The organism is Mycobacterium sp. Aquia_213, from assembly GCF_026625985.1.
Classification (GTDB): domain Bacteria; phylum Actinomycetota; class Actinomycetes; order Mycobacteriales; family Mycobacteriaceae; genus Mycobacterium.
Genome location: NZ_CP113116.1, coordinates 5,300,371 through 5,311,575 on the forward strand (window position 1 = coordinate 5,300,371; position 11,205 = coordinate 5,311,575).

At 68.1% G+C, this 11,205-nt stretch carries 12 protein-coding genes and 1 riboswitch; of the genes, 6 read left to right on the top strand and 6 right to left on the bottom strand.

Annotation, left to right across the window (positions count from 1 at the left end; genetic code table 11):
• The first annotated feature begins 73 nt into the window (after positions 1-73).
• Positions 74-595 (top strand): serine/threonine protein kinase, encoded by a 522-nt coding sequence (locus LMQ14_RS24790; RefSeq protein ID WP_267732253.1) that lies wholly within the window; start codon positions 74-76, stop codon positions 593-595.
• A gap of 173 nt (positions 596-768) precedes the next feature.
• Positions 769-1,287, top strand: coding sequence for a serine/threonine protein kinase (locus LMQ14_RS24795; RefSeq protein WP_267732254.1), 519 nt, complete (start codon positions 769-771; stop codon positions 1,285-1,287).
• Between the two features lie 3 nt (positions 1,288-1,290).
• Here the strand turns inward: LMQ14_RS24795 and LMQ14_RS24800 are convergent, their stop codons facing one another.
• The 4 genes from LMQ14_RS24800 to thiO all read right to left on the bottom strand — a co-directional run bounded on the left by LMQ14_RS24800 (position 1,291) and on the right by thiO (position 4,073).
• Positions 1,291-2,058: an SGNH/GDSL hydrolase family protein gene (locus tag LMQ14_RS24800; RefSeq protein ID WP_267732255.1), complete on the bottom strand. Its 768-nt coding sequence runs from the start codon at positions 2,056-2,058 to the stop codon at positions 1,291-1,293.
• On the bottom strand, positions 2,055-2,870 hold the full coding sequence (locus LMQ14_RS24805) for a thiazole synthase (protein WP_267732256.1): 816 nt from the start codon (positions 2,868-2,870) through the stop codon (positions 2,055-2,057). The genes LMQ14_RS24800 and LMQ14_RS24805 overlap by 4 nt, the downstream gene beginning before the upstream one ends.
• A complete protein-coding gene (gene thiS, locus LMQ14_RS24810) occupies positions 2,863-3,060 on the bottom strand; it encodes a sulfur carrier protein ThiS (protein ID WP_267732257.1) in 198 nt (65 codons plus the stop codon). The genes LMQ14_RS24805 and thiS overlap by 8 nt, the downstream gene beginning before the upstream one ends.
• Entirely contained in the window at positions 3,057-4,073 is a 1,017-nt protein-coding gene (thiO, locus tag LMQ14_RS24815; RefSeq protein ID WP_267732258.1) for a glycine oxidase ThiO, read from the bottom strand. The genes thiS and thiO overlap by 4 nt, the downstream gene beginning before the upstream one ends.
• A riboswitch (TPP riboswitch) is annotated at positions 4,064-4,192 on the bottom strand. (Overlaps the previous gene by 10 nt.)
• Positions 4,193-4,227: 35 nt before the next feature.
• Here thiO and thiE point away from each other — a divergent pair.
• Complete coding sequence (thiE, locus tag LMQ14_RS24820; RefSeq protein ID WP_267732259.1) at positions 4,228-4,899, top strand: thiamine phosphate synthase; 672 nt, start codon at positions 4,228-4,230, stop codon at positions 4,897-4,899.
• Here thiE and LMQ14_RS24825 read toward each other — a convergent pair.
• Entirely contained in the window at positions 4,871-5,503 is a 633-nt protein-coding gene (locus LMQ14_RS24825; protein WP_267732260.1) for an NUDIX hydrolase, read from the bottom strand. The genes thiE and LMQ14_RS24825 overlap by 29 nt on opposite strands.
• A 132-nt stretch (positions 5,504-5,635) precedes the next feature.
• Here LMQ14_RS24825 and glnX point away from each other — a divergent pair, with 132 nt between their 5' ends.
• The 3 genes from glnX to LMQ14_RS24840 are packed head-to-tail and all read left to right on the top strand — an operon-like array spanning position 5,636 to position 10,202.
• The gene (glnX, locus tag LMQ14_RS24830) at positions 5,636-6,955 is read left to right on the top strand and encodes a protein kinase G-activating protein GlnX (protein WP_267732261.1); all 1,320 of its coding nucleotides are present in this window, start codon (positions 5,636-5,638) and stop codon (positions 6,953-6,955) included.
• Entirely contained in the window at positions 6,955-7,932 is a 978-nt protein-coding gene (locus LMQ14_RS24835; RefSeq protein WP_267732262.1) for a glutamate ABC transporter substrate-binding protein, read from the top strand. The genes glnX and LMQ14_RS24835 overlap by 1 nt, the downstream gene beginning before the upstream one ends.
• A complete protein-coding gene (locus LMQ14_RS24840; RefSeq protein ID WP_267732263.1) occupies positions 7,932-10,202 on the top strand; it encodes a serine/threonine-protein kinase PknG in 2,271 nt (756 codons plus the stop codon). Before LMQ14_RS24835 ends, LMQ14_RS24840 begins: the two co-directional genes overlap by 1 nt.
• Before the next feature lie 88 nt (positions 10,203-10,290).
• On the opposite strand, the gene LMQ14_RS24845 is transcribed toward LMQ14_RS24840, so the two are convergent.
• A complete protein-coding gene (locus LMQ14_RS24845) occupies positions 10,291-11,145 on the bottom strand; it encodes an endonuclease domain-containing protein (RefSeq protein WP_420714572.1) in 855 nt (284 codons plus the stop codon).
• Positions 11,146-11,205: the final 60 nt, after the last annotated feature.

Sequence of the window (11,205 nt, forward strand, 5' to 3'; positions counted from 1 at the left end):
CCCTACGATCATTCTGGCAAACACTTTGCTGGGGCCACGGTCCCGGCGGTCCGACGAACCTCAGGAGTCGAGGATGTCTTACCCGACCATCTCGTTGCGCGCCGCGACGGCCGCAGCGCTTACGGCTACCTTTTGCTGCGTCGGTACGGCCACCGCGACCGCCGACACCACCGGCAGCTCGACAGATGTCAACACACTGGCCAGTTCGCTGGCGAAGGGCTACGGCCTCAACAATTGTCAATCGACTGCGTTGACGGGCGCCGAAGTGGCCGAGCTGCAATGCGGGCAAAACCCCGATTCCAGCGGACCGGCTTCCGCGGTCTACCAACTCTTCAAGAGCGGCAACGATTTGACCGGCTCCTACGCCTCCAACCTCAAAGACGTGACGCTCGCCGCCTGCAGCGGCAGCGGCAGTACGGCGCCGGGACCTTGGCACCAAGGCAATGCCGACCAGGCGGGCGGACAGATAGCCTGCGGAACTTATAAAGATGTGAGTGTGGTGCTCTGGACCGTCGACGGCAAAAACGTGTTGGGCTCCATCTTTTCCAAAGGTGACGTCCCCACGCTCTACAAGTGGTGGCAGGCCAACGCCTGATAAGAGTTGGGCCGCAACGGGTTCCACACTCTAGCCGCCGGGAATGATGCCGGTGTAAACCGTATTCGCCGGAATGGGTTGCATAGCGGTGGTTTACCCCTACGATCATTCTGGCAAAGACAAATACCGTCGGCGCAGCCTTCCGGGCGGTTACCAAATTTCAGGAGTCGAGGATGTCTCACCCGACCAAGATGCTGCGAGCCGCGACGGCTGCAGCCTTTACAGCGACCTTCTTCTGTATCGGCACTCCCACCGCGATGGCAGACAACAACGCCACGCTGTTAAGCGCCCTTTCGAAGGGCTACAGCGCCAGCAACTGCTCGTCTCAGGCGACGTCCGAGGTGCAGGGCTCGTTCAGCGCCTCCGTGGTAGCGGTCTTGCAGTGCGGGCAGAACACCGACTCCAGCGGCCCGATGGGCGGCAAGTACTTCTTGTTCGGTAACAGCGCCGACACGGCCAGCTCGTTCACCAAGCTCATCAGCAGCGACACCCTCACCAACTGCGGGGACGCCAAATCGCCCACCACCTGGCATCAGGGCAGCTCCGACTCGGCCGGACAGGTGGCGTGCGGAACGGATTCAGGCCAGGCCGAGGTCCTGTGGACCGTCGACGCCAAGAACGTGCTGGCCTTCGTCCGCGCGTCCAACGGCGACACGGCGGCCCTCTACAAGTGGTGGCAGTCCAACGGCTGAGCTTTAGAGTTGGGCCGCAACGAGTTCGGCCACCGCGCTCATCCCCGCGCCATTGGGGTGTAGTGGGGCCGGCCGACCAGGCAGCGGCACAACGTATTTCGCCGGCGTGGTCGTCCACGGCCGCGCAGACCATGCGTGGTGTTCACGGCTGGCCGCGCCGGCGCCGATGACCTCGCAGCCGGCCGCCGCGGCCGCGTCGGCGGTGAGCCGTTCCAGCGTGGCGGCCACGTGGCGGCCCAGGTCGGCATCCGCGTCCGAAATCGGGGGTGCGGACCCGCCCGCGGGCGGCAGCAGCGTCAGGTAGTCGACGAAGAAAACCCTTGCGCGCGGGGCCCGTTCGCACACCGCCTTCCCGACCGCACACAAGGAATCGAACACTTCTGCCAGGGCCCGATCGCGCGCGTCACGGTCCAGCAGTTCGGCGATGCGCGTGCCCAGCAGCGGCAGCCGCCGCGCCGGCCGGGGCAGTGCGGCCGCCATCAGCAGCGGGACATACCCGACGTCGTTGCCGCCGATGGTGACGGTGACCAGGTCCTCCGAGCCGTCCAGGGCGGCGATCTGAGGTGGCGCATTGTGCTGACGCTCGAACAGGATGTGGGCCGTGGTGGCGCCGGAAAAGGTGACGTCGACCAGCTCGAGATTCATCCGCTCGGCGACCAGATGCGGGTAGTTGCGCGCCGATCTGCCCGACCATCGGGGAGCCCCCTGGGCGCCCGGCTGGATGCCAGGACCGGCAGCCATCGAACTGCCCAGCGCTACATACCTTTTCATCGCTCAGGCTCGATGGCCCGCTCCTCAGCAGGCCGGTCCCCGGCCCGCATCGTCGTCGGGCGTGGACTGGATGCCTGCGCCCAGAAGCGTTTCGGGATCCGCCCGGCACGTCGCGCCAGATAGCCGGCGGTTACCGCGGCCGCCATCGCGGCGGCCATCGCGGGCGGGTCGGTGGCCCGGGTCACCGCGGTGGCCAACAGCACCGCGTCGCAACCCAATTCCATCGCCAGCGCGGCGTCGCTCGCGGTTCCGATGCCGGCGTCGAGGATCACCGGAACGCCGGCGCGGGCGACGATCATCTCGATGTTGTGTGGGTTGGTGATGCCCAGGCCGGTTCCGATCGGCGAGCCCAACGGCATCACCGCCGCGCACCCGGTGTCCTCCAGCCGGCGGGCCAGCGCCGGATCGTCGTTGGTGTAGGGCAGTACCACGAACCCGTCGTCGACCAATTGTTCTGCGGCCCGGACTAATTCGATCGCGTCGGGCAGTAGAGTGCGTTCGTCGGCGATCACCTCGAGTTTGACCCAGTTGGTGCTCAACGCCTCGCGAGCCAGCTGTGCGGTGAGCACCGCTTCGGCGGCGCTACGGCACCCCGCCGTGTTGGGCAACGGGGTGATGCCGAGCCGGTTGAGCAGCTCCAGCAATCCGGTACCACCCTCGGCGTCGACCCGGCGCATCGCGACCGTGGTCAGCTCGGTGCCCGAGGCAGCCAGCGCCTCCTGAAGCACCGAAAGGCTGGTCGCTCCCCCGGTTCCCATGATCAGCCGCGAAGCGAAGCTGCGGTCCGCGATCGTTAGCTTGGAATCAACCACCCTGCACCGCCGTCACTACCTCAAGCCGAGCGCCATCGAAAAGCTTTGTGGTCCAGCTGGACCGGGGCAGCACGGCGTCGTCGACCGCCACCGCGATACCCCGTTCCGGAAAGCCCAGCGATTCCAGCAACCCGGCGACCGTGGTCTGCCCGTCGACCTCGACCGCATTTTCGTTGACTACCACGATCATGAGTGGACTCCAACCGGAACGAGTTCGGACACAATCTGTTCGGCGGTCCATGGCGCCAGCAGAAAACCTGACCGGCCGTGGCCGGTGGCGACCAGAGTGCGTTCGTCCAGGCGATGCACCAGGGGCAGGTTGTCCGGTGTCATCGGGCGCAGCCCGGCGGCGCACTCGGCCAGCTCGTACTCACCCAGTGCCGGCAGCACCGCACACGCGTCGTCCAGCAGGTCACGCACGCCGGACACGACCGGGGCGGTATCGCGGCCGTGCTCGTACTGCGTCGCGCCAACCACCACTCCGTCCGCACGCGGCACCACATACACCTGGCGCCCGTGCACGCGCGCACGAATCACTCTGCGCAGCAACGGCATACAGCCTTTTCGCCAGCGCAGCCGCAGCACCTCGCCCTTGACCGGGCGCACCGGCAGACCGGGCCACAGCGTCGGTGCGTCAATGCCGTTGGCGATCACCACCGCGTCACCGTCGACCCGCGACAGGTCATGCGCCGGCGGCGCCCACGCGATGCCGAGACGTTCGCAATCCGCTGCCAGCGCGTCGACCACGGCGCGATTGTCCACGGCCAGCTCGGTGGGCGCCCGGAAGCCGTGCCGGATGCCTTGCGCCAGAAGGGGTTCGACATCGCACGCGGCCGGCTCCCAGATCACCGGATGCCCTTGGTCAGCCAGCCAGTCCGCGACGGTGCGCAAATCGGCGACGTCGGCCCGGTCTACGGCCAGCACCAGCGACTCGCGCGCGGTGACCACCTCCGGCGGCAGCCCGTCCAGGTAGCCGCCCTCACGCCACAGCCGCAGCGACTCCAGGCCCAGCCGCAGCAATCGTTCCTCGCCGGGCCAGCCCTCGCTGTGCGGGGCCAGCATGCCGCCGGCGACCCAGGACGCGCCCTGCTCGCCACTGCGGTGTACCCGCACCGACCATCCGGCTTGGGCTGCCCGGCGCGCGACCGACAGCCCGATGACGCCGCCGCCGATGACGGCCAGCGTCCCCACCTCTGCAGGCATTTTCCGCTCCCTTCGCCGGCATGACCCGGATCAGGTGTGACGGTAAGGACAGCTCCGGTTGCTCCGGCTGTGTCCACTCTCAGCCCCGCAGATCGCCCGGGACTCCCGTGTCTCTCGTTGTTTGGTCTCTACGCTAGCGCGCTAGCGTCGCGGTGTGCACGATCCTGTTACCCGTCTTACCGCCGCCCGGCTCTATCTGTGTACCGACGCGCGGCGCGAGCGCGGCGACTTGGCCCAGTTCGCCGACGCCGCCCTGGCCGGCGGGGTCGACATCATCCAGCTGCGCGACAAGGGATCGGCAGGTGAACAGCGGCTCGGTCCGCTGGAGGCGCGCGACGAGCTGGCCGCCTGCGAGATCCTCGCGGACGCGGCCCGCCGGCACGGCGCGCTGTTCGCGGTCAACGACCGCGCCGACATCGCCCGCGCCGCCGGGGCCGACGTGCTGCACCTGGGCCAGGGTGACCTGCCACCGGCGGTGGCCCGCGAGATCGTCGGGCCGGACACGCTGATCGGCCTGTCCACCCACGACGCCGACCAGGTCACCAATGCCGACGCGGCCGGCGTCGACTACTTCTGCGTCGGCCCGTGCTGGCCGACCCCCACCAAACCCGACCGTGCCGCGCCCGGCCTGGGATTGGTCCGCACCGCCGCCGCGCTGCGGACCGGCAAGCCGTGGTTCGCGATCGGCGGCATCGACGCGCAGCGGCTGCCAGAGGTGCTCGAGGCCGGGGCCCGGCGAATCGTGGTGGTGCGCGCGATCACTGCGGCCGACGACCCCCGGGCCGCGGCCGACCGGCTCAGGTCAGCGCTTCGAGCAGCGAGCTGATCCGGGGGCTCAGTTGCGACGGCGCCTGATCCGCATCACCCGGCATACACCAGACGAAGACTCCGGCGTCGATCTCCAGCGTTCGCGGCAGATGCTGGCGCCGTTCGTCGCCATGCCCCAGCGGAACCAGCGCGGTCGCGGTGCGCAGCCGCTCCCAGCTGGCGGCGAAACCGGGATGCAGCGGCAGGTCGGCCACCTCGTCCTCGGCCACCCAGCGCATTTCGGCGCTTTCCCGGTTGGGCACCGTGTGCAGCAACTCGCCGGCGTCGGCGACGACGGTGGTGTAGGTCCAGTGCGTGCCGGCGATCCCGGCTACCTCGGCGGTGAGCACCGTCGCCCGCACCGCCACCCGTTCGGCCGGCAGACCGGCCTCCTCGTGGGCCTCGCGGACCGCGGTCTCCTCCGGGGTTTCGTGGCTGTCTCGCGCGCCGCCGGGCAACCCCCAGGTGCCGCCCTGATGGCTCCACACCGCGCGATGCTGCAGCAACACGGCGGGGGTTCCGTCGGGCCGCGGCGCCCGCAACAGCAGACCCGCCGCGCCGAACCGACCCCAGTAGTGGGCGCCGCTGTCGGATATCACCCATCCGTCACCGTCGCCATGCACGCGTTCAGGATATGCAGCCGATCACCGAAATTGGGGCCGCCTCCCCCCATCCGCCCCGAGATCCTCTTAGAATTCGCTTATACAGGTACGAGCGGCGCACACCAATGACCGAAAGTTGAGGTCGGGACACACGTGACGGTTCAGCTGGCGCACCCGTCGACCGAACCGCTGGGGTCGCGGTCGCCGGGCGAACCGGCCCACCCCCGCTGGTGGTTCATCTCGACGACCCCGGGACGCATCCTGACGATCGGCATCGTCTTGGCCGCGCTCGGGGTCTCCAGCGCCTTCGCCACCTCGACGACCATCAACCACCGCCAGCAGGTGCTGTCCACCGTCCTCAACCACACCGAGCCGCTGGCGTTCGCGGCCGGACGGCTCTACACCACGCTGTCGGTGGCCGACGCCGCGGCGGCCACCGCGTTCATCGCCCAGGCCGAGCCGTGGCCGGTGCGGTTGCGCTACGAACAGGCCATCACCGACGCGGCGGTCGCCGTGACCCGGGCTTCGAGCGGTCTGACCGATGAACCGCTGGTACAGCTACTCGGCAAGATCAACGCCGAGCTGGCCGTCTATACGGGCCTGATCGAAATAGCGCGGACCAACAACCGGGAAGGCAACCCGGTCGGTTCGTCGTACCTGTCGGAAGCCTCGGGCCTGATGCAGTCGACGATCCTGCCCGACGCGGCGCAGCTGTATCAGGCGACGTCGGAACGGGTGGACGCGGAAACCACGGCGTCCACGCACTTCCCGGCTCCGGTGGTGCTCGTCATCGCCACCACGGTGGTCTTCGGCCTGTTCTCGCATCGCTGGCTGGCCCGGCGTACCCGGCGCCGCATCAACCCGGGGCTGGTGGTGGGCGCGCTCGGTATCCTCGTGATGGTGGTGTGGGTCGGGACTGCGCTAACAATCTCCACGACTGCCAGCCGTAGCGCCAAAGACACGGCGGCCGAGTCGCTCAAGACCGTGACCAGCGTGGCGATCACCGCGCAGCAGGCCCGGGCCGACGAGACGCTGTCGCTGATTCGGCGCGGCGACGAGCAGATCCGCAAACAGTCGTTCTATCAGCGCATCGACTTCATGCATAACCAGATCGATCAGTACATGGCGCGCAGCGATGCCGTCGACAAACCCGACCTGCAAGGCGCCGATCAGCTGCTGGTCCGCTGGCGCCAAGCCAATGACCGCATCAACTCCTACATCTCGGTCGGCAACTATCGCTCCGCCACCCAGATCGCGCTGGGCAGCGCCGAGGACGACTCGACGCCCGCGTTCGACAAGCTCGAAGATCAGTTGGGCAAGGCCATGACCCAATGCCGGGCGCACCTGCGCAACGACGTGATCAACGCGCGCAGCGGGCTGTCCGGCGCTCAGGTCGGCGGCGTGGTGCTCAGCCTGGGTGCCGCCATCGCGGTCGCGCTGGGCCTGTGGCCGCGGCTGAAAGAGTATCGATAATGAACCGTCTGCCCAGGATCCGCCGGGCGTCCGCCGTGCTGGGCACGGCGATCGTGCTGGCGGGTTGCGGGCACACCGAATCGCTGACCGTGGCCACCGCGCCGACGTTGCCGCCGCCCACGCCGGTCGGCATGGAGCAGCTGTCGGCAGAGCCACCGCTGCCGCCCGACGAAGCCAGCCAGGATTGCAACGCCACCGCCAGCCTGCGCCCGTTCGCCACCAAGCCCGAGGCCGACGCCGCGGTGGCCGACATCCGGGCCCGCGGCCGGCTGATCGTCGGGCTCGACATCGGCAGCAACCTGTTCAGCTTCCGCGACCCGATCACCGGGGAGATCACCGGTTTCGACGTCGACATCGCCGGTGAGATCGCGCGCGACATCTTCGGCGCCCCGTCGCACGTCGAGTACCGGATCCTGTCGTCCGACGAACGCATCACCGCGCTGCAGCACTCCGAGGTCGACATCGTCGTCAAGACGATGACCATCACCTGCGACCGTCGCAAGCAGGTCAACTTCTCCACCGTCTACCTCGATGCCAACCAGCGGATCCTGGCCTCGCGCGACTCGCCGATCGCCAAGGTGGCCGATCTGTCCGGCAAGCGCGTCTGCGTGGCCAGGGGTACCACGTCGTTGCACCGCATCCGTCAGATCGACCCGCCCCCGGTGATCGTCTCGGTGGTCAACTGGGCGGACTGCCTGGTGGCCATGCAACAGCGGGAGATCGACGCCGTCAGCACCGACGACTCGATCCTGGCCGGGCTGGTCGAGGAAGACCCGTATCTGCACATCGTCGGACCGAACATGGCCACCCAGCCCTACGGCATCGGCATCAACCTGGACAACGCCGGGCTGGTCCGATTCGTCAACGGCACGCTGGAGCGCATCCGTCGTGACGGCACCTGGAACACCTTGTACCGCAAGTGGTTAACGGTTCTCGGCCCGGCGCCCGCCCCGCCCGTACCTAGGTATGTGGACTGATGAGCGAGGCAGAACCCGACACCGACGCCGAGGACACCGACCCCGGCACCCAGCCACCGGACGCACAGACCGGTGCGACGACGGGGCGCGCGCATGCCACCCAGGCGCTCTTCCGGCCCGACTGGGACGACGATGACGACGACAGGCTGCCGCACATCACGCTCGGCAGCCTGGACACCGAGCCGCAAGACCGGATGACGGTCGCGACCCGGGTGCTGCCGCCGACCCGGGAGCTCGGGGGTGGGCTGGTCAAGATCCCCCGGGTGCGGGATATCGACCCGGTCGAAGCCCTGATGACCAATCCGATGGTGCCGGAGGGAAAGCGGTACTGCTGGAACTGCGGAAAGCCGGTGGGCCGCTCCGGCTCCGAGGGCAAGGGCGCATCGGAGGGCAAATGCCCGTCCTGCGGAAGTCCGTATTCGTTTCTGCCCCAGCTGAATCCAGGCGACATCGTCGCGAACCAGTACGAGGTCAAAGGCTGCATCGCACACGGCGGGCTGGGCTGGGTGTACCTGGCCGTCGACCACAACGTCAACGACCGACCGGTGGTGCTCAAGGGCCTGGTGCATTCCGGTGACGCCGAGGCGCAGGCGATCGCGATGGCCGAACGGCAGTTCCTCGCCGAGGTGGTCCACCCGCAGATCGTGCAGATCTTCAACTTCGTCGAGCACACCGACCGGCACGGCGATCCGGTCGGCTACATCGTCATGGAGTACATCGGCGGGCAGTCGCTCAAGCGGGGCAAGAAGGACCCCAGACTGCCGGTCGCCGAGGCCATCGCCTACCTGCTGGAAATCCTGCCCGCGCTGAGTTATCTGCATTCGATCGGCTTGGTCTACAACGACCTCAAGCCGGAGAACATCATGCTCACCGAGGAGCAGCTGGAGCTGATCGACCTGGGCGCGGTGTCGCGGGTCAACTCGTTCGGCTACCTCTACGGCACACCGGGCTACCAGGCGCCCGAGATCGTGCGCACCGGCCCGACGATCGCCACCGACATCTACACCGTCGGACGTACGCTGGCCGCGCTCACGTTGAAGCTGCGCACCCGCAATGGCCGCTACGTGGACGGGCTGCCCGAGGACGACCCGGTGCTGTCCACCTACGACTCGTTCGGCAGGCTGCTGCGCCGCGCCATCGACCCCGACCCGCGGCGCCGGTTCGGCTCCGCCGAGGAGATCTCCGCGCAGTTGATGGGCGTGCTGCGCGAGGTCGTCGCCCAGGATTCCGGGGTGCCGCGGCCCGGGCTGTCGACGCTGTTCAGCCCGAGCCGCTCCACCTTCGGCGTGGACCTGTCGGTGGCGCACACCGACGTCTACCTGGACGGGCAGGTGCATTCGGAGAAGTTGACCGCCCGGGAGATCGTGACCGCGCTGCCGGTGCCGCTGGTCGATCCGAGCGACCTCGCCGCGCCGGTGCTGCAGGCGACGGTGCTCTCGCAGCCGGTGCAGACCCTGGACTCGTTGCGCGCGGCGCGGCACGGCTCGCTGTCCGCCGAGGGCATGGACGTATCGGAGTCCGTCGAGCTGCCGCTGATGGAGGTCCGCGCACTGCTGGATCTCGGGGATGTGGCCAAGGCCACCCGCAAACTCGACGACCTGGCCGAGCGGGTGGGCTGGCGCTGGCGGCTGGTCTGGTTCCGGGCCGTCGCCGAGTTGCTCACCGGCGACTACGACTCTGCCATCAAGCATTTCACCGAGGTGCTGGATATCTTCCCCGGCGAGCTGGCGCCGAAATTGGCGCTGGCCGCCACCGGCGAACTCGCCGGCAATGTCGACGTGGACAAGTTCTACCGGACGGTATGGCGCACCAACGATGGCGTGATCTCGGCGGCCTTCGGATTGGCGAGATCGCTTTCGGCCGAGGGCGATCGAATGCGTGCGGTGCGCACGCTCGACGAAGTGCCCGCGACCTCACGGCATTTCACGACGGCGCGGCTGACCAGTGCGGTGACCCTGTTGTCCGGCCGGTCGATCAACGAGGTCACCGAGGAGCAGATCCGCGACGCCGCCCGGCGAGTCGAGGCACTACCGCCCACCGAGCCGCGGGTGTTGCAGATCCGCGCCCTGGTGCTCGGCGGTGCGATGGACTGGCTCGACACCAACCCGGCCAGCACGAACCACATCCTCGGCTTCCCGTTCACCCAGCACGGGCTGCGGCTGGGCGTCGAGGCATCGCTGCGCAGCCTGGCCCGGGTAGCGCCCACCCAGCGGCATCGCTACACCCTCGTCGACATGGCCAACCGGGTGCGCCCCACCAGCACGTTTTAATTCCTTCGCGTCGCGGGTCGGGCCCCGGGTCGTCGCCCCGGGTCGTCGAGTGTGCATCCTTGTCGGTCTAGATGCACACTCACCACCCTCAGCGCACACTCGACGCGGCCAGCGCGGCCCGCACCCGGCGCAGGATATTGGCCGGGCTGTCTTCGGCCACCACCCGGACGACTGTCCAACCCAGCCCCTCGAGCATCTCCAGCCGCCGGATGTCCTTGACGTATTGCCTTCGGTCCGTGCGATGTTGGTCGCCGTCATACTCCACCGCGAGCATGCAGTCCTCCCAGCCGAGGTCGAGGTAGGCGACCGGCATGCCGTCAACACCGACTACGGGTATCTGTGTCTGCGGCCGCGGCAGACCCGCATCGATGAGCAGCAGCCGCAAGTAGCTCTCCCGCGGAGATTGCGCCCCCGCATCGACCAAATCAAGCGCGGCCTGCAAGCGACGAACTCCGGGTGAGCGTGGGTGGCACGCGGCCACCTCCAGCACGTCCTCTACTTTGAAACCCGTTGCACGCGCGAGCGCGTCGAGTCGGGCAACCGCGGAGTGGACCGCCCCGCGCCGGCCGACGTCGAAGGCGGTGCGCTCGGGTGTCGTCACATCGAGTCCGTCAACCAGCTGTATCTCGCTGTCTAGCAACGCATCACGCCGCGCCAGTACCCCGGGGGGTGCATGTGAGTTGGCGTAAATCAGCTCTACCGGGACAGCATTGGGAATCCACTTGGCGCCGTGTAATGCCGCGGCCGCTGCCCCGGCGATAATTCCTCTGCGCTTCGACCAGAGCCAGGCGGCAACGATGCGCCGTTCCAGTGATATCTCGGCATCTCTTGATAGGTAGACATTCGGAAAGAGCACGCGGTACTGAGTCTGCAACTCATGACGAGTCAGCGCGCCGTCCGCCAGTGCCTCGCTGCCCATGAACGGTTTTCCCAGATAAGGCATGTGTCGAACACTCGCACAACCGGGCAGTCCGCGACTTCGTCTATCCACAGGCCTGTCGAG

Bases quoted from the DNA above. Each gene is read 5' to 3' on its own strand.
- LMQ14_RS24790 (WP_267732253.1), top strand. From the start codon at position 74: ATGTCTTACCCGACCATCTCGTTGCGCGCCGCGACGGCCGCAGCGCTT.
- LMQ14_RS24795 (WP_267732254.1), top strand. From the start codon at position 769: ATGTCTCACCCGACCAAGATGCTGCGAGCCGCGACGGCTGCAGCCTTT.
- LMQ14_RS24800 (WP_267732255.1), bottom strand. From the start codon at position 2,058: ATGAAAAGGTATGTAGCGCTGGGCAGTTCGATGGCTGCCGGTCCTGGC.
- thiS (WP_267732257.1), bottom strand. From the start codon at position 3,060: ATGATCGTGGTAGTCAACGAAAATGCGGTCGAGGTCGACGGGCAGACC.
- thiO (WP_267732258.1), bottom strand. From the start codon at position 4,073: ATGCCTGCAGAGGTGGGGACGCTGGCCGTCATCGGCGGCGGCGTCATC.
- LMQ14_RS24835 (WP_267732262.1), top strand. From the start codon at position 6,955: ATGAACCGTCTGCCCAGGATCCGCCGGGCGTCCGCCGTGCTGGGCACG.
- LMQ14_RS24840 (WP_267732263.1), top strand. From the start codon at position 7,932: ATGAGCGAGGCAGAACCCGACACCGACGCCGAGGACACCGACCCCGGC.
- LMQ14_RS24845 (WP_420714572.1), bottom strand. From the start codon at position 11,145: ATGCCTTATCTGGGAAAACCGTTCATGGGCAGCGAGGCACTGGCGGAC.